Source organism: Jiangella gansuensis DSM 44835 (genome assembly GCF_000515395.1).
Classification (GTDB): Bacteria; Actinomycetota; Actinomycetes; order Jiangellales; family Jiangellaceae; genus Jiangella; species Jiangella gansuensis.
Map to the genome: position 1 here is coordinate 901,956 of NZ_KI911782.1, position 20,791 is coordinate 922,746.

The following is a 20,791-nucleotide window of genomic DNA, read 5'->3' on the forward strand; positions in this document are numbered from 1 at the left end:
GTTGAGACCATGCGTGGAGCAGGGGACACCCTCAGCATCGGTGAGCGCATCGCGTTCTACCGAGTGCGGCGCGGCCTGACCCAATCCGTGCTCGCGAACCTCGTGGGCCGCTCCGAGGATTGGCTCAGCAAGATCGAGCGCGGTGAGCGCGACATCCGGCGACTCGACGTCCTCACCGAGCTCGCACGCGCTCTGCGCGTCACTCTCGGCGACCTGATCGGTCAACCCGTCTTGGTCGAGGACGATCGTGCCGGCGACGACGTGCCGGCCATCCGTGATGCACTGATGAGTCCACGTCGGCTCTCCCAGCTGCTGTTCCAGCAGACCGCCGTCGAACAGATCGACGTCACGCACACCGAGCGGCTGACCGTGAGCGCCTGGGACGACTACCAGAACGGCGGACTCGGCCGCGCCATCGCCGTCCTGCCTCAGCTACTGGCATCTGCTCAAGCGCTCGAAGCGGAAGGGACCCGCGCCGGTTGGCGGGTGTCCGCCCGAGCGCACCACCTGGCGGCCACGACGCTCAGCAAGATCGGTGAGGTCGACCTCGCCTGGATCGCCGCCGAGCGCGCCATGAGCGCGGCCGGCCAGTCCGACGATCCGCTTGCCCTCGCCTCAGCCGCCCGCGCCGGCACTCACGCGCTCCTGTCCGTCGGCCGCTACGACGACGCACTTCAGGTCGGGGACGCGGCCCGCAGCTGGTTGGCAGGCACGGTCCGAGCTGGCGAACCCGAAGCGCTCAGTCTGCTCGGCATGCTCGATCTACGCATGGCCGTGGCCGCTGCCCGCCGACAGGACCGTGCCACTACGACGACGCTCCTCGACCGAGCAACCGTGGCAGCGGACCGGCTGGGTCACGACGCGAACCACTGGCAGACCGCGTTCGGCCCGACCAACGTCCACGTGCATCGCGTCTCGACTGCTCTGGACCTCGGCGACGTCGCCTACGTGGCTGAGCACGGCCCGCTGATCGACCCGAGCCCGCTACCCATCGAGCGCCAGGTCTGTCACCGCATCGACGTGGCCCGCGCCTACAGCCACCTTGCCCAGGACGATGAAGCCGTCGACGCCCTGTTGACGGCCGAACAGCAGGCGCCCCAGTTCGTTCGTCACAACCCCGCCGTCCGCGAGACGGTGCGCGCCATCTACCGCCGCTCGCCCGTCACCATGGGCGGCCGGCAGTCCGTCGTCATGCAGCTCGCCGAACGCTGCCGAGCCGTATGACCAGGCCCGTCCTCGGACTCGTCGCCTGCGCAGCCGGCGGCCTCGAAGACCTCCGAACGCAGCTGATCGAACCCATGCAGGCCGACGGCTGGACCGTCGCCGTCACTGTCACGCCGACGGCGGCGACCTGGCTGCGCGCCTCGGGGGAGTTCGACAAGATCCAGAAGACCACCGGTCTGCCCGTGCGCGACCATGCCCGCCTGCCAAGCGAGACGAGCCCTCATCCAAAGGTCGACTGCTACGCCGTAGTACCTGCGACGGCCAATACGGTGGCGAAACTTGCGCTCGGAGTCGCCGATAACCACGCGCTCACAGCCTTGTGCGAGGCAATTGGGTACCGGCAACCGCCAATCGTGGTTTTCCCTCGAATCAACGCCGCGCACGCTGCCCACCCAGCTTGGCAGGGACAAGTGGATGTGCTAAGCAGCGCGGGCGTCCACCTCATCATCGGAGATGACGTCTGGCCATTGCACCAGCCGCGCACCATTCCTGGCAGGCCGTTGCCGTGGTCCACCATACGCGCATCCATCACTTCCGCCGCTGGGGGCCGTGCACTCTGACGGCTCGATATGATGGTCGCCTAACAGAGCTGGCCTTAAGAAGTACCATCGTCTTCGTCTGCTGCGGATTTTTCTTCAATGATGTCCTTAATGTCGTCCGTTCCAAGGGCACTCTCCGCTTGACCGCTCGCGGCAACTTTTAGCCATTCATCCAACGCCCCTGCTTCGCGCATCCACGAAAAGAGTGGCCAACTGTACAGGTCATAGAGGGTCCACCGGTCAGCGGCAATCAGACCTCTAATGCCGTCCTGCGCAGCAGAAACATCATCAAGGAGAACGAGTTTCGCGACCCTGTAATCCTCAACCGAGGCAGATACGTCCCATCGCTGAACTTCAAGACGAATTGACTCCAGTCCTAAGCGCTTGGCTTTAGCGATCCAGGCGTTCACCTTGCTGGGCATGCGAATCGATTCGCTTGCGCCGATAGCCGCTGTGCGCCTGGCGAAGTCTTCGGCGACCTCGAACCGCCCCAGGTCGATTAGTTCTAGGTGATATTCCGTCAGCTGATCGCAGAATTCCTCGAAGTGTTCATTGGACAGGATCTTTCGAGCGACGCAGAGCGAAGCTGCGATCCCGAATGCAAACAATTGGTCCAATGCGCTGAGCAGATACTCCTCAGTGACGCGCAAGACGTCACCAACGGACACGTCGGCCCGTGATTGCGTGGGTACGTCCCTTATGTACTGCTCACTAACAACACAATCGGTATGAACTACAAGATTTCGCCGCGCGAAAATCTCCCGGACAATCGGCAGATCCAGTGCAAGTTCTTTGAACTCCACCGAGTATTGCTTCTTGAACCACTTCTCCCAATCGTCCATGCTTTCGCGCATGAGCGAGTCTATAAACCTATCCGTCACACGTGAGTAGAGGTTCTCGATATCGCTCGCAGTAAGTATATCAGCTGCTTTCAGGTCAACCGTGCTGTTTCCAATAGACTCCGGATATCTCCAAATGTGCGTCTGTATCAGGCGCGCAATTAGTACCTCGAAGGCACTGACGGCGATAGTCAGTTGTGATCGAAAGAGAAGGCTTGCTTGATCATGGCTTAGTCCCAGATGTCGCTGGATATCATAAAGCGTAAACGCGACTGCGCGTTTCAGTTCCGACGACGCGTTGGTGCCAAAGACGTGGAAAACTCCGCCATCCCGCCAAACATTTAGCCTAAGATCTGATCTGAACTCGGGGTCCTTGCTGAAATCTGCCTCGCCCGCCATCACATCCCTCGGAGCGGATCGGCCTTCGTCGGTAAATGCATATAGGCCCTGAACTACGCCGTCGTTATAAACCAGTCGTTCTTCGGTGGAAAGAAACTGACCGCGTGACTTCATAATGGTGAAGAGCCACCCATGACTGTCTAGGAGTCTGGGGAACTTCGGCGAGATCTCGCTTGCAACTTTGTAGAACGCCAGGAACTGGCCATAGAAGCCGGTAAAGTTGCGCCGCATGCCAACCATTGCACGCTTTTCAATGTCCGAAACCACGTTCCCCCTCCACGGTCGCTAGATCTAGGGATGGTAGTGCAATCTGGACGTCACCGGAAGAACTTCGTGTCCGATCCCATAGTGCACGTTGTCCTATTGTCTTGAGGCGGTTGATGCTTGACGGATCTGTGTCGGCTGACGCTGGACAACTGGGCTGGCTCTCACAGGGTTCAGGTCCCCTGCTCTCAGTGAGAGGCTGTCTCCGTGGGCGTCGATACAACTAGTCGCATCCGGTACACCTGCCCGGTCTGTCGACGTACGGGGCTGACCGTTCGCCCGTACGCGACGTGGCCGCCACCAGAGGGCGTCCAGCTGAGCCCGCCGTACGAGAACATGCTTGGTCGTCCCTCATACGAGGTGTGCCCACGTTGCGGGTTCGAGTTCGGCAACGACGACAACCCTGGCACGGCGGAGCCCGTGTCCTTCGAGGACTACCGACGAGAGTGGGAGAACGACGGGCGTCCGTGGTTCGACCAGAGCGCCGGACGAGCCTAGACCGTCGTCGTCGTCCTGTGTCGGGCTGGCGTAGACGAGGTTGTCCTTCCCGGCCGTTGGGCTCGTTGCACCCCGCGGCACTGCTGCCATCAGGCGCGGTTCCGAGTGTCAATCATCAGCCGACACAGATCCGTCAAGTATCAGCCGAGGCGGGACACCGATGACGCTGGGGGCGTGGTGAGAACTTTCTCTACTCCGTCAAGGCGGCTCGCTGCGCTCGCCGCGCGGTCCGCCGGCTGCGGGCCGGGTCGGGCATGCGGCCTGGCGGCCGGTCCCTCCCGCGGCCCGGCCGGCGGCCGCCGGACATGCAGAAGGCCGGCGACGGTGAGTTGTTCCACCATCGCCGGCCAACCGTGAACCGGGTCTGCCTGTCAGGGGGCGTCCCCCTCACGCCGCCATCATCCGGCCTGCACTGCGCGAGTCAAGGGCACTTCGCTGCGCTCCGTGTCGCTGCGCGATCGACTACGTCGACCCTGGACACGCTTCGCTTCGGCCTCAGGGCGGCAGTTACGAGGGCGACGCCGGGGAGTGGGCACGACCCGAGCCAGCCGCAGCTATGCGGCGGGGTCCCGGTCGATGAAGCGGCGCAGCTCGTCGGCATCGGAGATGAGCCGGTTCACCGCGTCCTTCAACGTCGCGTTCTCCCGAGCCGCCAGGCTGTTGAGCACCCATCCACGGATCAGCGCCGACACCGGGAGCTCGGCCTCACGGGCGATCTGCTCGATCTTGGCGAACTCCGCCGCCGGCAACCGCACCGACTGCACCACTGACCCGGCCAGGTTCGGCTGGGTGAACTTCGTCCCCTCCGGATACGGCTCGTCCCTGGTCGCCTCGGACTCGGCCTGGATCTCCTTGATCTTGTCCTCGATCCGGCTCATCTCCTGCTCCTCTTCATGTACTCGCGCCGGTCGGTGCTGTTCGACACCCAGCCGTTCGCGCCCCACAACCACGACACCCGCGGATCGCGAACCAGGATCACTGTCAACAGCTCCTCCCTCGACCGGCACAACCCGATGACCCGGATGCTCTTCCCGGACTTGCTCTTGGTGTCCGGATCGAGCACCGCGGCCTGCGGGTCGGCCAGTGCTTCGTTCGCCTCCTGCTCGGTCACCCGGTGCTGCTCCCACATGTGCGCGGCACCGTGCGTCCAGTCCACATTCATCTACTACAACCCTACTACGAGTAGTGACAGTCGTCATCGGTCGTTCCTGTCGGCCGGCCTCATCCCAGTTCCGTGGCTCGTTCGGCGGCCTCGGTCAGCGCCGTCGCGATGTCTGGCACGGAAGCGGCGGCGAGCAGGTAGCCGGCGGTCGCCGCCCACGGGGTGGTCACCGTCAGCTCGACGCACACCGTCGCCTGCGGCTGGATGCGTTGCGCGAGGTTGACGCCGACCAGGCCGGCTCCGTTGATCCCGCCCTTGACTGATGCGAGGTACTTGCGGTGCACCGTGTGCGTGCCGGTCTCGTCACACCACTTCACCGAGCACGCCGCATTGCGATCCTCGGCCGCGGTCACAGCTGACGCTCCTGCTCCGCGACGTACATCTGCCTGACCTCGTCCAGCGAGGAACGCAGCTCGCCCAGCCGGTCGGCCAGCTCCGGGACTCCGGACAGCCTCTCGGCGTGCTCCTCGACCAGCGCGGCCGAGCGTTCCAGCGTCTCGATGTGGACCTCGACCGCGAGTGCGCGGGCGGCGGCACGATCCAGCCTGCCGCGGAACCCGATCACGAGGCCGCCCCAGCGGCGGTAGAGCCGGTCCAGGCGTTCGATGATCTGCTCGTCGGTCATGCCCGGCAGGTACTCCCGAGCATCGGTGAGGATGGTCGGTGTCCAGCCGGCCCGCTGAACGATGGTGCCGATGCGGTGCAGCTCGTCGGCCAGCTGGTGCGCGTCGATCGCGGTGAGGGCGAAGTGCGCGTAGTCCTCGCTGCCTTCCGGGCGGATCGTCACATCGATGGTCGGGCCCTCCTCGTCATGGAAGGCGACGATCTCGCCGATGTCGGGATGCACGAACGGAGCGCGGGTGATGATCTCTCGCTTCTTCGGCTTCGGTACGGTGACCATGGGTCTCCTCCTGGCTTGAACAGGGTGGGATCAAGTCCCCGGACCGGTGTTCACAGCACCGGCCGGGGGCGACTAAGGGATGAGGTCAATCCCGGCTCCAGGAGGGCCACGCGCCCGGCGCATCAAGACCGCGATACGGCGTGACCCGCAGACGAGGCCAGCGCGCCGATACAGGCGTCGCGACCAGTGCAATCGCCGTGCACTCCGCGTGACCCAGGCATTCGAGCCGAAAGGGAAGTCACGGTCGACGACGGCAACCAGCGGATGAGATTCACGCTGGTCAGAGCGTGCCCCCGGCAGGATTCGAACCTGCGACCCTCCGCTTAGGAGGCGGATGCTCTATCCCCTGAGCTACGAGGGCGGGCTGCGCCAGCATACCGGCCCCTGCCGGGCACCGGTCGAGGCGGTTGATTCAAGTCTAGGCTCGGCGGTGTGAGCAATCTCGATGCCCGCCCGGCGGAGACGGCGTGCCGGGCGAGTGAGCAGGATGGACCCACCGCTTACCTTCTCCAGCCGCGTGACGTGCCGTTGGGCGGGATCCGGGCGATGCGGGTGAGCCGTACGCTGCCGCACCGTGAGGTGCCGACGGTCGGGGCATGGTGCTTCCTCGATCAGTTCGGGCCGGAGCGCACGGACATGCGGGTGCTGCCGCATCCGCACACCGGGTTGCAGACGGTCACGTGGCCGTTGGCGGGTGAGATCCGGCACCGCGACAGTGTGGGCAGCGACGTCGTGGTGCGGCCGGGGCAGCTCAACCTGATGACCAGCGGCCCGGGGATCGCGCATTCGGAGATCTCGTTGGGCGAGGCGCCGCGCCTGCACGGGTTGCAGCTGTGGGTCGCGCTACCAGCAGACGCGGCGACGAGCACGGCACTGGCGTTCGAGCAGCACACCGAGCTGCCCCGGTACACGGCACCCGGCCTCACCGCCACCGTCGTCGTCGGGGAGCTGGGCGAGGCCATGTCGCCGGCGACGACGTACAGCCCGCTGCTGGGTGCCCAGCTGGACCTCGACGCGGGCGCGTCCGTGAGCATCCCGCTGCGGCCGGACTTCGAGCACGCGGTCCTGGTGCTCGACGGCCGGGCGGCGGTCGCCGGGCACGAGGACCTCGCGACCGGCCCGCTGCTGTATCTGGGGACCGGCCGCGACGAGCTCCGGCTCACCGCGGGCAGCGACGCGGACGCCACGCTGTTCCTGCTCGGCGGCGAGCCGTTCCCCGACGACCTCGTCATGTGGTGGAACTTCGTCGGCCGCAGCCACGAGGACATCGTCGCCGCGCGGGAGGAGTGGGAACGGGCCGGCCAGCAGCGCTTCGGCACCGTCGCCGGGCACGACGGCGAACGCATCCCGGCCCCGGCCATCCCGCCGCTGCGCCTCACCCCGCGCCGGCGGAAGCCGCCGACCGCGTGATGGCGGGTGGTCTGGTGGCGCCATAGGCCCACCAGACCACCCGCCATCGCCAGCGGGCAGCCCGACCACCCTTCAATACGTCATCCCCAGCGCCGCCTGCACCTCGTCCAACGTGCTCGTGGCCACCTCCGTCGCCCGGCGGGCACCTGCCGCCAGCAGCGACTCCACCAGCCCCGGTTCCGCGGCCAGCTCCGCCCGGCGAGCCCGTACCGGCCGCAGTTCCTCGTTGACGGCCTCGGTGACCAGCGCCTTCAGCGCCGCGGAGCCGCGCCCGCCCACCGACGCCGCGACGTCAGACGGGTCCGAGTCGAGACACAGTGAAGCCAGCAGCACCAGCGACGACACACCGGGCCGCTCGACGGGGTCGTACGTCACCGTGCGCTGCGCATCGGTGACCGCCCGCTTGATCAGCCGCGCGGTCTCGTCCGGGGTGGCCTTCAGCGCGATCGCGTTGCCGCGGCTCTTGCTCATCTTGTGCCCGTCGACGCCCAGCAGCCGAGGAGCCGGCGAGAGCAGCGCCTGTGGCTCGCCGAACACGACCCGCCCGCCGGCGTACCGTTCGTTGAACCTGCGCGCGATCAGCCGGGTCTGCTCGACATGCGGCAGCTGGTCGTCGCCGACGGGGACCAGGTTGCCGTGGCAGAACAGGATGTCCGCGGCCTGGTGCACCGGGTAGGTGAGCAGCAGCCCGCTGATCGCCGCGATCCCGGCCGACGCCGCCTCGTCCTTCACCGTCGGATTGCGCTGCAGCTCCGCCACCGTCGTCAGCGACAGGAACGGCAACAGCAGCTGGTTCAGGGCCGGCACCGCGCTGTGGGCGAAGATCGTCGTCCGCTCCGGGTCGACCCCGGCGGCCAGGTTGTCCAGCACTACCTCGCGCACGTTCGCGGCGATCTCACCGGGCGAGAGCCGGTCGGTGATGACCTGGTAGTCGGCGACGACGAGGTACGTCTCGACGCCCTGCCGCTGCAGCCGCGCCCGGTTGACCAGCGTGCCGAAGTAGTGCCCGAGGTGCAGCGGGCCGGTAGGCCGGTCACCGGTGAGGACCCGGTAGCGCGACGGGTTCGCCGGCACATCGGCCGGGTCGGCCAGCAGCGGGGTGTCGAGGACGGTGGTGATGGTCACGATGCTCTCCGATCGGTGGGCGGGCCACCGCGAGAGCTGTCACCGATCCGGCCGCCGTCGCGGCGGCCGGGGGACATGCTGAGGTGGGCCGCCTACGAAGGCAGCCACCACGCCAGCACGGAAAAGGTCACCCGCTGAGCATACCGTCAGCTGATCGGAGCGCAGGTGACCCCGAGATCCGTGATCCCGGCGACGAACGACGTGGTCAGCTGCGCGGCCTCGGTGAGCTGGTCCGCGGACGGCTGCTCGGCACTGTCGTTCAACGCGGCCCAGGCGTCGTCGGCCTGCTCACCGACGGCGACGGCGGCGGCCGCGCGCTCCTGTTCGACCTCGTCGACCGGCAGCGGAACCGCGCGGACGTCGCGGACCAGCACATGCACGCCGTCGGCGACGGGGGTGAGGTTCGCGGGGTCGAGCCTGACCTGCGGGTCCTCGGCCATCACCGGGTGTTCGGCGGCGACGGTGGTGCACACGTCGGTGGCACCGGCGGCCCAGTCGGCCACCGTGCCCGCGGGCGGCGGGAGTCCAGCATCGGCGGACTCGTCCGAGCCGTTGTCGGACGCGACGAGGTAGACCCCGAGGATGGCGGCCACCAGCAGGAACACCGCCGTGGCGGCGAGCGTCAGGCCAGTACGCCGCTGCGGTGCACGATGGGTGACAGCCGAGGGAACGTCCTCGAGCAGTTTCACGACAACTCCTCCGAGCCGGGTCTCGCCTCCAGCGGCCAGGCCGCCGGATCCTTACACCCCCCGTGGACCGGCGCCACTCTAGGCCATTCCACCGACGACCGGGGAGCGCACCCGGCCAGCACACCGCGATACCCGCGCATCCGACCACCCAAACCTCCACGACCCGCGGCTTGCCTCCACAAATGCGCGCGATCGGCGAACTAACCTCCGGAGTGTGAGGCAACCGGAGGTCACCGCCGGCCCGGTCCCGACGCGCGCGGAGCTCGTCACCGAGGCCGTCGAACAATGGAGCAGCGACCTGGCCGCCCTGGGCGGACGGGACCCGTTGCTGACGTACCGAGACCTCAAGGTGGGCACCCTCGATCTCGCCGCCGCCGAGCCGGAGGCCCGCCGGCTGTTGCTGGAGGGCCAGCCCGTCCTGGTCTCCAAGCTGTTCCCGTACGAACCGCTGCGCACGTCCGCGCTGCGGTCGGTACGGGCCATCCGCGACAAGGCGCGGGAGCTGGCGGAGGAGCGCGGCCTGGCCACGTGCCATCTCGCCGTCGGCATCGCCACCTGGGCCAACCCGTTCGCGGCCCGCCGCCCGACCGCCCCGGTGATGCTGCGCTCGGCGACGGTGGAGGCGCGCGACCCGGCCGAGACCGACTTCTCCATCACCATCGCCGACGACCCGTTCGTCAACCCGGTGCTGCTGCATGCGCTGGACGCCCAGCTCGGGCTGCGTTTCGCCACCGATGACCTACGTGATCCCGCCGGCCGGCTGCGATACGCGACCGTGGTCGAGCGGCTGCGGGAGTTCGCGCCGCCACACGTCGTCGACGGCTTCGCCATCGCGCACCGGGCGGTCCTGGCGACGTTCACCACCGCGCCGCTGAGCCTGGCCCGCGACCTCGCCGCTCTCGGTGTCGACCTGCAACAGCACGACGTGGTCGCCGCGCTGGCCGGCGATAGCCCGGCACTGTCCGCCGTGGCGCGCTCCGGCGTTCCGGCCGACCTGCGGTTCCGGGCCTTCGACACCGACACCGAGCAGGACGAGGTGGTGGCGGCCGCCGCCGGCGGCGGCCACCTGCGGGTCGTCGCCGCACCGGGAACCGGGCGCACGCAGTCCCTCGCGGCCATGGTGGCGGAGCTGTCCGGGCGCGGCCAGCGCGTCCTCGTCGTCGGCGAGAAGCGGGCCGCGTTGGACGACCTCGTCACCCGACTGCAAACCGCCGGCCTCGGCGACCTCGTCCTTGACGTCGGCCGGACCCGCCCGGCCGACGCGGTACGCCAGATCACCGACGCCGCGCGGCGGCTCGTCCGGAGCCGCCCGGGAGAGTTCGAGCACCCGACGCCCGGGACGGCCGCCCAGCTCGCCGCTGAACTCGACGCCTACCGTGACGCCATCCACAAGGTCCGCCAGCCGTGGGGCTCCACCGCGCACGAGGCAATGGTCCTGGTGGCGACCGCGCAGGAGCACGCCCGGACGTCCGCGCGAGTCGACCCGGACGTGCTGGCACGAGCCGGCAGCACCGCGCACGTGCGGGTCCAGCTGCGCGACTTCGCCAACATCGAGGGTCTGACGCTGACCGAGAGCGGCTCCCCGTGGTTCGGGTCCGACGTGCCGTCCATCCGCGCCGCCGACAGCCTGCTGGCCACCGTCACCGAGCTGCGCGAGCGGTCCCTGCCCGCGCTGCGCGACGCCGCCACGCGCGCCGCCGTCGAGGTCGGACTGGCCGGGCCGAACACCGTCGCCGAATGCCTCGAGACCGTCGACCTGCTGGCCGCGGTGAGCCGCACGGTCGAGCAGTACGGCGCGCAGATCTGGGACGAACCGATCGGCGACCTCGCCGTGGCCAGCGGCGACCGCGCCTACCGGGCGCAGCACGGCGACACCGTCGGCTTCCTGGCCCGCCGCAAGCTGCGTCGCCGGCTCGGCGAACTGACCGGCGCCACCGGGCGGCAGCACCGGCAGCGGCTGCACGACGGCCTGCTCGCCGCCCAGCAGCAGCTCGCCACCTGGCGCGACCGGTCCCGCGACGGGAAGTCGCCACGCACCGGCCCGCACCTGCCCGACGCGATCGCCGCGGCCAAGGTCGTCCGCCACGACCTCGCCGTCCTGGCGGCCGGCAACCCGCGGACCGCGGACCTCGAGACCCTGTCCTTCGCCGACGTCGCGAAGCGGCTGAACGAGCTCATCGCCGACAGCGGCCACCTGCGCGACCTGCCGCGGCTGTACGAGCTGCAGGCCGAGCTGTCCGCCGCCGGCCTGGACGACCTCCTCGCCGAGCTGCGCCGCCGCAACATGAGCGCCGACCAGGTCGAGGCCGTCTTCGACTTCGCTTGGTACTCGTCGCTGCTGGACCTGTGGCGCTCCACCGACCCGGCACTCGGCCGGTTCGACCGGTTCGCGCACGAACGCCGGCTGGAAGAGTTCCGCGCTGCGGACCTGCTCGAGGTGCGGGCCGCCGCGGGCCGGGTGTTGGAGGCCCGCCGCGAACGCTTCGCCGCCGTCGCCGAAGACCACGAGGGCCAGACCGCCGTCCTGACCGAGTCACCCGACGGCGCACTGCCGGACACGCCGCTGGAGCTGGTCGAGGAGGCGCCGGACCTGGTGCTCGCCGCCGTCCCGTGCTGGGTGGCCTCGCCGCTGACGGTCGCCGAGATGCTGCCGCCTCGCCGCCTGTTCGACGTGGTCGTGGTCGAGGACGCCGGCCGGCTGGCTGTCGCCGAGGCGATACCCGCCCTCGCCCGCGGCGCGCGGGTGGTGCTGTTCGACGACGACGAGGTCGCCCGGCCCGCGTTCACGACGGCCGTCGAGCCGGCACCGGACCCGGACGAGCACGAAGGGCCCTGGGGTCACGAGCCGCCGGCGTCGGTGGCCGACCTGCTCAAGGACGCGCTGCCCGAGCGGGTGCTCACCGGCATGCACCGCGTCCGCGACGACCGGCTGGTCCGGTTCGCCGCCCGCAGCACACACGCCGGCCGCCTGACCACCGTTCCCGGTGTCGGCGGCGCCGACCGCGTCACCATGGTGCTCGTCGACGCCGAACCGGTCGCCGACGACCCCGTCGACAGTTCGACCGCCGAGGTGGGACGGGTCGTCGAGCTGATCCTGGACCACGTCCGCACCCGCCCGCACGAGAGCCTGGGCGTCGTGACACTCGGCCCGCGGCACGCCGAACGGCTCGACACCGCCCTGCGGCACGCGCTGATCCGGGCCCCCGAAGTGGCGCCCTACCTGCGCGGCGACCGCGACGAGCCGTTCTTCATCAAGGACGTCGAGCGCGTCGCCGGCGACGTCCGCGACGCCATCATCCTCACCCTCGGGTACGGGCGATCCGTCGACGGCCGCATCCTCTACCGGTTCGGTGCGCTGGGCCGGCCCGGCGGCGAACGTCGGCTGGCCGCCGCCACCATGTGCTCCCGCGAGCGCCTGACCGTGGTGGGTACCTTCGGCGCCGACGACCTCAGCCCGCGCCGGTTGACGACGCCCGGGTCGCAGGCACTCGGCCGGTTCCTCTCCTACGCCCAGCACGGCGCGTCCCCCGACTGGGTCGAGGGCGGCGACAAAGCACCGGACAGCTCCGGAGTGCTGGCCGAAGTTGTCGCCGAACGGTTGCGCGAAGCCGGCGTCGCCGCCCCCGTCATCGTCGGATACGGCGGGCCGGGCGGTGCCGCCGTCGCCGTCGGGCACCCGACCCGCGTCGACCGGTACGTCCTGGCTGTCGAGACCGACGGCGAGACGTATGCGGCCCGGCACAGCGCCCGCGAACGCGAACGGCTCCGGCAGCACCACCTCAGCCGGCTCGGGTGGAGCGTGCACCGGGTGTGGTCCGCCGCGTGGGCCGCCGACCCCGAAGCCGAGACCGAGCGGCTGGTAGCGGCCTACGAGCAGGCGATCGCCGACGCCGACGCGTACGACTGGGCAGTGGCCGCGGCCGAAGCCGATGTCGTCGCCGGGATGCCCGAGGACGAGGCGGCGGCTGCCCCCTCGTCCTCGGAGCCGGCGCCGGAGGGGGCGCCGGAGGCCCCACTGGAACAGGGAGACGGGCCGGACACCGCAGCCGGCACCGACGCTGCCGCGGCGGACGCCGAGGAACCGCCGCAGCGGCAGGGCGCCCGCCCGCTCGTCGTCAGCGGCCGGCCGGTCAGCGACTACACCGGACGCGAGCTCGCGGCCGTCGCCCGCTGGGTGGAGTCCGACGGCGTCGGGCGCCGGGTGGACGACGTGATCGGCCTGCTCGCCGACGGCCTCGGCCTCGATGCCTCGCATGGACGCACCTACGACGTGCTCCGGCACGCGGTGCGGGTGGCCCGGGCCGGATCGCCGGCTGCCTGAGGGCGGGCGCGCGGGATGCGTGAGGGCGGCCGGGTTGGGTGAACCCGTGCCGGTAATGCCCCAGCGTGTTCTACGCTGGTGATCATCCAGTGGGTGTCGTTCAGGGGGAGCGGATCGCCGTGCGAGTCGCCGAGATCATGACCAGTGCCACCGTCACCGACTCGACCACGGGGACGCTGCGCAGCGCGGCGGAGCAGATGTGGCGCCAGCAGCTCGGGTCCTTGGTCATCGTGGACGGCGACACCATCGCGGGCATCGTCACCGAACGGGACGTCCTGCGCGCGGTGGCCCGCGGCGCCGACCCGGACGCCGCACCGATTACCGACGTCATGACCCGCGACGTCATCACCGTCTCGCCCGACACCCACATACGCGACGCGGCCCGGCTGATGGCGCAGCACTGGATCCGTCACCTGCCGATCGTCGACGGCGGCCGGCTGGTCGGCATCCTCAGTCAACGTGACATCACCGGGGTCTTCGCCGCACTCTGGGACGAGAGCGGCGTCACCGAGATCGACGTGGACAACCTGGTACGCGAACGCCGACTCGCCCGCGTCGAAGCCGGCGACCTGGACTGAGGGGGCTGACATGACCAGCGGAACGGGCTGGGAGGACGACTTCGACGTCCTGCCCGACACCACCACCGACGAACGACCCACCGGCTGGGGCGACGACGACAGCTCCAACGACGACCGCCTGCTCGAGGACCGCCCACCCCACTGGTGAACGTCCCGCCCCGCCGTTCCCGTCGCCCCGGCCCTAAATGATCACGTCCACCATGGGTCCTCCCGCTCCACCAGGCATGCTTGTCTGCCGAAGCGGGAGAAGCCCTCGGGTGGCGCGGTCCAGGGCGCGGGCCAGGGCGCGGGCCCGGCCGGATTCAGACGCGGTTGCGCAGCTGGTCGCGGATCTCGCGGAGCAGCAGGATGTCCTCGGGCGGCACCGCCTCTTCTTCGGCCTCCGGCTCCTGAGCCCGGCGCTCGCGCAGCTTGTTGATCGGCACCACGATGAAGAAGTAGACGGCGGCGGCGACGCACAGGAAGTTGAAGGTCGCGTCGATGATCAGGCCGATGGAGAACTGGGCGTCGTTGAGCTCGAAGGTGGCCACCTGTGTCAGGTCCGGCTCACCGAAGATGGCGGCGATCAGCGGGTTGACGAAGCCGTCCACGATCGCGCCGATGATAGTGGTGAACGCCGCTCCGATGACGACCGCCACCGCGAGGTCGACCACGTTGCCCCGGGTGATGAATTCTCTGAAGCCCTTGACCACGGATACCCCTTCTCGCTTGAGCCGATGTCCGGCCGGGCCACACCTTAACCGCTGAAAGGTGCCGGTTCAGGGAAATCAGGAGGCCGCGACGGTGAACGACAACCGTGCGGCGACCGCGGCGGCGGCCAGATCCGCGGCCTGCTCGGGGGTGGCGGCGACCATCAGCAGCGCGCCCTCGGCGAGTGCGCCGTCCGTGGCCGGCGGCAGCGCGACGACCGAGACGTTCGCGGCGACCACCGCGGTGGCGGCCCCGCCGTCGAGCGCGGTGGCGAGGAGGTCGATGCGGTCGCCGGCACGCAGGTAGCCGGCGGCACCGGGGTCGGCGACGCGCACCGGGGCGGCGACGACGTCGGGCCCCCAGCCGGACAGCAGGCCTGGGCCGAGCAGCCGGCGGTCGGTGATGGGCTCGCCGGCCCGGACCGGCCCGGCGAGCAGCGCGTCCGCGGCATCGGTAGGGCCGACCTGGCCGGACGGCACAGCGTCGGGCGGCAGGTGGGCGACGGTCAGGTCGTCGTCGGTGAGCCGGTGGCCGCCGTCGAGATCACGCGCCGCGACCAGGACCTCGACCGTGGGTGGTGGCGACGGCGACGCGGCTTCGATGGCCAGCGCCACGGCCGCGGCGGCCAGCCCGGCGGCGAGCAAGCGGCGATGCCAGCCGACGGTGCGGGCGAAGCGTTGCAGGGTGGGCCGGAGGTCGTCCATGACGGTCGACGCTACGGCCCTGTGCCCCCTGCCAGGCGGTTATCCACAGGTCGAATCCGACGAATTTAGCCTGCGCCGAGGACCCCCACCGCGGCCCAGGCGAGGCGTTCTCCCGCTTCAGCAGGCAAGCATTCCTGGTGGAGCGGGAGCACCCCAACGCAACGTGATCATTTGAGGCCGGGTCAGGCGGCGGAGGTGCTGGCCGCCTTGGAGCCGGAGCCGGAACTGGAGCTCGACGACGAACTGGAGCTCGACGAGGAGCTGTCCTTCGACGAGCTGTCCTTCGAGGAGCTGTCCGACGACGAGCTCGATGAGGTGGACGACTCCTTGGACTCCGCCGCCTTGGTGGTCCCGCTGGAGGCGCCGTTGCCGGAGCGGCTGTCGTTGCGGTAGAAGCCGGAGCCCTTGAACACGACACCGACGGCGGAGAACACCTTGCGCAGCCGGCCGCTGCACGCGGGGCACTCGGTCAGCGGGTCGTCGGTGAAGCTCTGCACCGCCTCCAGCGGTTCGTTGCATTCAGTGCAGACGTACTGGTACGTGGGCACGCGTTGGTCCTTCCGGGTCATGGTGAGGGCGCGACTGTTAGCACTCGTGACCCTCGACTGCCAATAATGCGCCTTCGGGGGCCACCTTGTCCACGTGAGGCGCACCTCATGGGACGGTTCAGGTGCGAAGTGTGTACACCGCCCCGACGGTGGCGACCGCCCACAGCACGCTGGCCAGCGTGCCGATGATGAAGCGTTCGGCTGCGACCGGGCGGCGCAGCTCCGGGTACCGGCCCAGTCCCTTGACGCCCAGGACCAGCGCCAGCCCTTCGGGCCACCCGGCCAGCAGGGTGACGACGACGCCGATGCGCTCGAGCGCGCCGATGGAGGTGCCTCCGCGCAGGGTCTGCGGATCGGAGATGTTCATGGTGGCGTCGCCGCCGATGGTGTCGTCGCCGATGGCGCCGCGGCCGCGGTCGGCGACCCGCAGCAGCGCCGTCGCCACCAGGCTGCCGCCGGTGACCGCCGTGACCACAGCCGCCGCGGCGGCGACGTCGCGCAACGTCGATTCTGCTGGCCCGCCAGCCAGCCCGAACAGCGCCGACGCGCCAACGAGCGCCACGGGTATGCCGGCGGCGGTCAGCCAGGTGGAGGTGGGCGCGTCGGTGCGCCGGTGTTCGACGACGTACCAGGCGACGGCCCCGCTCACGCCCGCCGCGGCCAGGAGGATCACCGCGACCAGGTTCACGCTGCCTCCCCGAGCAGCCGGGCCACGACGGGGCGGGTGTCGCGTTCCTGCTGCCACAGCGCGACGGCGAGCCGCTGCCCGACGGCCTGCCGGCTGATCCCGAGGATCTGCGCGGCCTCACCGAATGTGTGCCCGGCCTCCACGAGGTCGACGGCGGCCCAGCCCGCGGGGCTGCGCCGGCCGACGACGGCGGCGAGGAGGGTGAGGACGGCGTCGGTGTCGGCGGCGGCCTCGTTCATCCCGACGACGGCGACATGGTGCGGCCGCTGCTTGGCGGCGTCCAGGGCCGACCGGGCGTTGAGGAACGCCTGCCCGCGGGCGGAGCGGGTGCTGGCCGGCAACGGTTCGTCGATCGGCCCGGCCCCGATGCCGACACTCCACGCGTCCAGCCGCACCAGCAGCAGTGCCGCGTCGACCACGGCCTCCGGCTCTTCGAGCACCCCCTGGAATTCGTCGCCGGCCGTGCGTTCGAAGGACAGCAACGGCTCGTGGACGAGCTGCTTCAGCGTCGACAGCGCGTCCTCGACGAGATCGCGGCTGCGCCGGCTGCCGCGCTGGTCGACCGTCAGGACATAGACCATGCTGCAAGGCTACAACCTGGCGGCTCAACAGGAAAGCTCTCAACCTTGCTATCGACCATCGAAAGCTCCAGGCCTTGCAAGCCGTCCCAGAGCTTCCAGCCACGATCCGGGCCACGGGCGTCCGGGAACGGTCGCCTACGCTGTCCCGGTGACCCGTCGCCGCCTCGCCATCGCGTCGTCCGCCGTGGCGGGCCTCGTCGTGCTGGCGCTGGTGGCTACGGCGTCGCTGGGTGTGTGGTCCACCCGGCGGGCCTACCCGGACTACGACGGCACCGCCGAGATCCCGCGGCTCACCGCCGAGGTCGAGGTCATCCGCGACGCCAACGGCATCCCGCACATCTACGCCGACACCCCCGAGGACCTCTTCCGCGCCCAGGCGTACGTGCACGCGCAGGACCGGTTCTGGCAGATGGACGTGCGCCGGCACATCACGTCGGGCCGGCTGGCCGAGCTGTTCGGCGCCGACCAGGTCGAGACCGACGCGTTCGTACGCACCCTCGGCTGGGCGGAGGTGGCCCGCGCCGAGCTGCCGCTGATCAGCCCGGAGAGCCGGCGCTACTTCGACGCCTACGCCGACGGCGTCAACGCCTGGCTGGACGGGCACGACGGCGGTGAGCTCGGCCTGGCCTACACGCTGCTCGGGCTCACCGGCGGGGACGACGTGCCCGACCCCTGGACGCCGGTCGACTCGCTGAGCTGGCTCAAGGCCATGGCCTGGGACCTGCGCGGCAACATGCAGGACGAGGCGACCCGGGCGCTGCTGGCCGCCGAGCTGCCGGTGGAGCGGGTCGAGCAGCTGTACCCGCCGGCCGCCCCGGGCACCCCGCCGATCGTCGCCGACCAGGACACCTCCACGCAGCGGCCGCCCACGCTGGTCGGTCCCGACGGCGGGCCGGTGCCGCTCCCGGACGGCGCCACGCAGGCGCTGCGCTCGGCGACCGCCGTGCTGGGCAACGCACCGGTCACCTTCGGCACCGGGACCGGCGTCGGGTCGAACGCGTGGGCCGTCGCCGGCGAGCACACCGAGAGCGGCGCCCCGCTGCTGGCCAACGACCCCCACCTCGCGCCGGGGCAGCCGTCCATCTGGTACCAGGTCGGGCTGCACTGCCGCGACGTCGGCCCGGAGTGCCCGTTCGACGTGGCCGGCTACTCCTTCGCCGGCCTGCCGGGCGTGATCATCGGGCACAACCAGGACGTCGCGTGGGGCTTCACGAACCTCGGCCCCGACGTCACCGACCTCTACGTCGAACAGGTTCGCGACGACGACACCTACCGGGTGGGCGACCAGTGGGTGCCGCTGACGACCCGCGAGGAGACCATCGAGGTGGCCGGCGGCGACGACGTCACCATCACCGTCCGCGGCACCCGGCATGGCCCGATCCTCTCCGACCACGACGACCGCCTCGTCGACGTCGGCGAAGCGGCGGGCGGCGGGCCGGCCGACGACGCTGAAAGCGAGCCTGACGCCGTCGCCGGCGGCGAGTACGAGGTCGCGCTGCGCTGGACGGCGCTCGACCCGGGACGTACCGCCGACGCCATCTTTGCGCTCAACCGGGCGTCGGACTGGGAGACGTTCCGCGCCGCGGCCGCACTGTTCGACGTCCCGTCGCAGAACCTCGTCTACGCCGACGTCGACGGCAACATCGGCTACCAGGCGCCGGGGCGCATCCCGGTCCGCACCGCCGGCGACGGCCGGTACCCGGTGCCGGGCTGGACGGGCGAGTACGAGTGGGCCGGCTACATCCCGTTCGCCAACCTGCCCAGCGTGCTCAACCCGGACCGCGGCCTCGTCGTCACCGCGAACCAGCCGGTGACCGGCGACGGCTACCCACTCCAGCTGACCGCCGACTTCGACCCCGGCCACCGCGCCGCCCGCATCCACCAGCTGCTCACCGAAGCCGTCGAGTCCGGCGACCCGCTCGACGCGGGCATCATGGCCGCGATCCAGCGCGACACCCACAACGCTGCCGCCGACATCCTGCTGCCGCACCTGCTGGAACTGGACGCGCCGGACGGCTACTACGGCGACGGGTTGCGGCTGCTGGCCGACTGGGACGGCGCCATGGACGCGGACTCCGCGGCCGCGGCCTACTTCGCCGCCGTGTGGCGCAACCTCATGGAGCTGACCTTCTACGACGATCTGCCCGAGGACGAGTGGCCCGACGGCGGCGGACGCTGGTTCGAGGTGATGCGCGCGCTGCTCGACGCCCCGGCCGACCCGTACTGGGACGACACCGGCTCCGAGAACGTCGTCGAGACCCGCGACATCATCCTCGTCGAAGCCGCGCGCGACGCCCGCGACGAGATGACGGTCGAACAGGGCAAGGACGCCAGCCGCTGGGAGTGGGGACGGCTGCACGCGCTGCACCTGACCGAGCAGACGTTCGGCACCTCCGGCATCGGGCTGGTCGAGTGGCTGTTCAATCGCGGCCCGGTCGAGGTCGGCGGCGGCGGTTCCATCGTCGACGCCACCGGCTGGAACGCCGCCGACGGTTACGAGACGATCTGGGCGCCGTCGATGCGCATGATCGTCGACCTCGGCGACCTGGATGCATCCCGCTGGATCGACCTGACCGGCGTGAGCGGCCACCCGTTCCACGAGCACTACGACGACCAGACGCCGCTGTGGCGCGACGGCGAGACCCTCCCGATGCGCTGGTCCCGCGACAGCATCGACGCCGCCGCGGAGCACACGTTCACCTTCGTCCCACCGGAGCCCACCGCCTCCGATTAGCCCCGCGGGAGTCCCTCGCCGGCTCGGCCCGTCGCGTGTGTCACCTGATCGTCGACGCGGGAACGATCAGGTGGCAAAGGGGCGAGCGGCCAGGGCGCGGAGAACACTTGATCGCCTCCACGATGCGGACGGGAAACGATCAGCTGCACCAACCGCCCGGAAAGGGTCTACTAGGTCACCTGATCCACATGGACACTCCGCGGCGCCGAGACAACCGGTCAGTGCGGGCACAACGCCGAGGCGGGTCAGCGGAGGCGGCGGACTCCGGACGGGGACGCGGCGGCGTCGACGGGGACGTCGTGCGGCTCGCGGGGGACGGGGATGTCCAGTACCTCGCCGTCGTGCAGCAGGGCGCAGCTGAACCCGCGTCCGAGCCGCCGGGCCAGGACCCGGTCGTAGGAGCCGCCGCCGCGGCCGAGCCGGAAGCCGTGCCGGTCGACGGCCAGCCCGGGCACCAGGATCACGTCCGCGTCGAGCACCGCCGACGGCCCGAGCGGGACGCCGTCGGGCTCCAGCAGTCCGCGCGCAGCCGCGACCAGCGCACGCGGCCCGCGATACACGCCCCAGTCGAGATCGCCGTCGGGCAGCAGGATCGGCAGCAGCACGTCTACGCCGGTGTCGCTCAGCGCCTCGATCAGCGGCCCGGTGCCGGGCTCGCGGCCGACGGAGACGTAGCAGGCCACCCGGCGAGCCGCCGTGACCTCGGGCAATGCCAGCACGACGTCGCGCAGAGCTGCCGCCGCCGACGACAGCGCGGTGGCGTCCAGGCCGGCCCTGCCCTGCAGGAGGCGCGAGCGCAGCGCCCGCTTGGACTCCTTCACCGACACGCCCACGAACCCACCGTATGTGCCCAGCGCGGACGGTTGCGCCCGTCCTGCTTCTGCGCGACCGCCCGGG

The 20,791-nt window shown here is 70.3% G+C and carries 20 protein-coding genes and 1 tRNA gene; 7 read left to right on the forward strand and 14 right to left on the reverse strand.

Annotated features, from left to right (window positions below; translation table 11 throughout):
* The first annotated feature begins 9 nt into the window (after positions 1 to 9).
* Together JIAGA_RS0104585 and JIAGA_RS0104590 are read left to right on the forward strand one after the other, a co-directional pair.
* The gene (locus tag JIAGA_RS0104585; protein WP_026874751.1) at positions 10 to 1,224 is read left to right on the forward strand and encodes a helix-turn-helix domain-containing protein; all 1,215 of its coding nucleotides are present in this window, start codon (positions 10 to 12) and stop codon (positions 1,222 to 1,224) included.
* Positions 1,221 to 1,784, forward strand: coding sequence for a flavoprotein (locus tag JIAGA_RS0104590; protein WP_026874752.1), 564 nt, complete (start codon positions 1,221 to 1,223; stop codon positions 1,782 to 1,784). The genes JIAGA_RS0104585 and JIAGA_RS0104590 overlap by 4 nt, the downstream gene beginning before the upstream one ends.
* Positions 1,785 to 1,819: 35 nt before the next feature.
* Here JIAGA_RS0104590 and JIAGA_RS34315 read toward each other — a convergent pair whose 3' ends face one another.
* The 6 genes from JIAGA_RS34315 to JIAGA_RS0104625 all read right to left on the reverse strand — a co-directional run bounded on the left by JIAGA_RS34315 (position 1,820) and on the right by JIAGA_RS0104625 (position 6,187).
* Positions 1,820 to 3,268: a hypothetical protein gene (locus JIAGA_RS34315; RefSeq protein WP_157552702.1), complete on the reverse strand. Its 1,449-nt coding sequence runs from the start codon at positions 3,266 to 3,268 to the stop codon at positions 1,820 to 1,822.
* Between the two features lie 1,049 nt (positions 3,269 to 4,317).
* Positions 4,318 to 4,641: a hypothetical protein gene (locus JIAGA_RS0104605; protein ID WP_026874754.1), complete on the reverse strand. Its 324-nt coding sequence runs from the start codon at positions 4,639 to 4,641 to the stop codon at positions 4,318 to 4,320.
* The gene (locus JIAGA_RS0104610; RefSeq protein ID WP_051425723.1) at positions 4,638 to 4,925 is read right to left on the reverse strand and encodes a hypothetical protein; all 288 of its coding nucleotides are present in this window, start codon (positions 4,923 to 4,925) and stop codon (positions 4,638 to 4,640) included. The genes JIAGA_RS0104605 and JIAGA_RS0104610 overlap by 4 nt, the downstream gene beginning before the upstream one ends.
* 59 nt (positions 4,926 to 4,984) lie before the next feature.
* Entirely contained in the window at positions 4,985 to 5,278 is a 294-nt protein-coding gene (locus JIAGA_RS0104615; RefSeq protein ID WP_026874756.1) for a hypothetical protein, read from the reverse strand.
* Positions 5,275 to 5,826, reverse strand: a complete 552-nt coding sequence (locus JIAGA_RS0104620) for a hypothetical protein (protein ID WP_026874757.1) — start codon at positions 5,824 to 5,826, stop codon at positions 5,275 to 5,277. The genes JIAGA_RS0104615 and JIAGA_RS0104620 overlap by 4 nt, the downstream gene beginning before the upstream one ends.
* 288 nt (positions 5,827 to 6,114) lie before the next feature.
* Positions 6,115 to 6,187: transfer RNA gene (locus JIAGA_RS0104625), tRNA-Arg, on the reverse strand.
* 71 nt (positions 6,188 to 6,258) lie between these two features.
* On the opposite strand from JIAGA_RS0104625, the gene JIAGA_RS0104630 reads away from it, so the two are divergent.
* Positions 6,259 to 7,236, forward strand: coding sequence for a pirin family protein (locus JIAGA_RS0104630; protein ID WP_026874758.1), 978 nt, complete (start codon positions 6,259 to 6,261; stop codon positions 7,234 to 7,236).
* A gap of 72 nt (positions 7,237 to 7,308) precedes the next feature.
* Here JIAGA_RS0104630 and trpS read toward each other — a convergent pair whose 3' ends face one another.
* Both trpS and JIAGA_RS0104640 read right to left on the reverse strand, forming a co-directional pair.
* Complete coding sequence (gene trpS / locus JIAGA_RS0104635) at positions 7,309 to 8,361, reverse strand: tryptophan--tRNA ligase (RefSeq protein ID WP_026874759.1); 1,053 nt, start codon at positions 8,359 to 8,361, stop codon at positions 7,309 to 7,311.
* A 146-nt stretch (positions 8,362 to 8,507) separates the two neighbouring features.
* Positions 8,508 to 9,050, reverse strand: coding sequence for a hypothetical protein (locus JIAGA_RS0104640; RefSeq protein ID WP_026874760.1), 543 nt, complete (start codon positions 9,048 to 9,050; stop codon positions 8,508 to 8,510).
* A 214-nt stretch (positions 9,051 to 9,264) separates the two neighbouring features.
* Here JIAGA_RS0104640 and JIAGA_RS0104645 point away from each other — a divergent pair, with 214 nt between their 5' ends.
* The 3 genes from JIAGA_RS0104645 to JIAGA_RS34885 all read left to right on the forward strand — a co-directional run bounded on the left by JIAGA_RS0104645 (position 9,265) and on the right by JIAGA_RS34885 (position 14,097).
* The gene (locus JIAGA_RS0104645; RefSeq protein WP_026874761.1) at positions 9,265 to 13,371 is read left to right on the forward strand and encodes a DUF4011 domain-containing protein; all 4,107 of its coding nucleotides are present in this window, start codon (positions 9,265 to 9,267) and stop codon (positions 13,369 to 13,371) included.
* An 89-nt stretch (positions 13,372 to 13,460) separates the two neighbouring features.
* Positions 13,461 to 13,949, forward strand: a complete 489-nt coding sequence (locus JIAGA_RS27560) for a CBS domain-containing protein (protein WP_051425725.1) — start codon at positions 13,461 to 13,463, stop codon at positions 13,947 to 13,949.
* A 10-nt stretch (positions 13,950 to 13,959) separates the two neighbouring features.
* Positions 13,960 to 14,097: a hypothetical protein gene (locus tag JIAGA_RS34885; RefSeq protein ID WP_169738818.1), complete on the forward strand. Its 138-nt coding sequence runs from the start codon at positions 13,960 to 13,962 to the stop codon at positions 14,095 to 14,097.
* A 154-nt stretch (positions 14,098 to 14,251) separates the two neighbouring features.
* Here the strand turns inward: JIAGA_RS34885 and mscL are convergent, their stop codons facing one another.
* The 5 genes from mscL to JIAGA_RS0104680 form a co-directional block, all read right to left on the reverse strand.
* The gene (mscL, locus tag JIAGA_RS0104660; protein WP_026874762.1) at positions 14,252 to 14,641 is read right to left on the reverse strand and encodes a large conductance mechanosensitive channel protein MscL; all 390 of its coding nucleotides are present in this window, start codon (positions 14,639 to 14,641) and stop codon (positions 14,252 to 14,254) included.
* 75 nt (positions 14,642 to 14,716) lie between these two features.
* Entirely contained in the window at positions 14,717 to 15,343 is a 627-nt protein-coding gene (cpaB, locus tag JIAGA_RS0104665; protein WP_051425726.1) for a Flp pilus assembly protein CpaB, read from the reverse strand.
* Positions 15,344 to 15,525: 182 nt separating this feature from the next.
* Entirely contained in the window at positions 15,526 to 15,891 is a 366-nt protein-coding gene (locus tag JIAGA_RS36075; RefSeq protein WP_084470200.1) for an FmdB family zinc ribbon protein, read from the reverse strand.
* Positions 15,892 to 16,009: 118 nt separating this feature from the next.
* Positions 16,010 to 16,579 (reverse strand): hypothetical protein, encoded by a 570-nt coding sequence (locus tag JIAGA_RS27565; protein WP_035812091.1) that lies wholly within the window; start codon positions 16,577 to 16,579, stop codon positions 16,010 to 16,012.
* Positions 16,576 to 17,160, reverse strand: a complete 585-nt coding sequence (locus JIAGA_RS0104680; RefSeq protein ID WP_026874765.1) for a hypothetical protein — start codon at positions 17,158 to 17,160, stop codon at positions 16,576 to 16,578. The genes JIAGA_RS27565 and JIAGA_RS0104680 overlap by 4 nt, the downstream gene beginning before the upstream one ends.
* 148 nt (positions 17,161 to 17,308) lie before the next feature.
* Here JIAGA_RS0104680 and JIAGA_RS0104685 point away from each other — a divergent pair, with 148 nt between their 5' ends.
* On the forward strand, positions 17,309 to 19,894 hold the full coding sequence (locus tag JIAGA_RS0104685; RefSeq protein ID WP_026874766.1) for a penicillin acylase family protein: 2,586 nt from the start codon (positions 17,309 to 17,311) through the stop codon (positions 19,892 to 19,894).
* Between the two features lie 245 nt (positions 19,895 to 20,139).
* On the opposite strand, the gene JIAGA_RS0104690 is transcribed toward JIAGA_RS0104685, so the two are convergent.
* Positions 20,140 to 20,727 carry a 5-formyltetrahydrofolate cyclo-ligase gene (locus tag JIAGA_RS0104690; RefSeq protein WP_211239508.1) on the reverse strand — a complete coding sequence of 196 codons (588 nt, stop codon included), beginning with the start codon at positions 20,725 to 20,727 and terminating at the stop codon, positions 20,140 to 20,142.
* Positions 20,728 to 20,791 lie beyond the last annotated feature (64 nt).

Excerpts from the sequence above, each read along its gene's own strand:
- JIAGA_RS0104680 (WP_026874765.1), bottom strand. The coding sequence starts at position 17,160 with ATGGTCTATGTCCTGACGGTCGACCAGCGCGGCAGCCGGCGCAGCCGC.
- JIAGA_RS34885 (WP_169738818.1), top strand. The coding sequence starts at position 13,960 with ATGACCAGCGGAACGGGCTGGGAGGACGACTTCGACGTCCTGCCCGAC.
- JIAGA_RS0104620 (WP_026874757.1), bottom strand. The coding sequence starts at position 5,826 with ATGGTCACCGTACCGAAGCCGAAGAAGCGAGAGATCATCACCCGCGCT.
- JIAGA_RS0104605 (WP_026874754.1), bottom strand. The coding sequence starts at position 4,641 with ATGAGCCGGATCGAGGACAAGATCAAGGAGATCCAGGCCGAGTCCGAG.
- JIAGA_RS0104590 (WP_026874752.1), top strand. The coding sequence starts at position 1,221 with ATGACCAGGCCCGTCCTCGGACTCGTCGCCTGCGCAGCCGGCGGCCTC.
- JIAGA_RS0104610 (WP_051425723.1), bottom strand. The coding sequence starts at position 4,925 with ATGAATGTGGACTGGACGCACGGTGCCGCGCACATGTGGGAGCAGCAC.
- JIAGA_RS0104585 (WP_026874751.1), top strand. The coding sequence starts at position 10 with ATGCGTGGAGCAGGGGACACCCTCAGCATCGGTGAGCGCATCGCGTTC.
- cpaB (WP_051425726.1), bottom strand. The coding sequence starts at position 15,343 with ATGGACGACCTCCGGCCCACCCTGCAACGCTTCGCCCGCACCGTCGGC.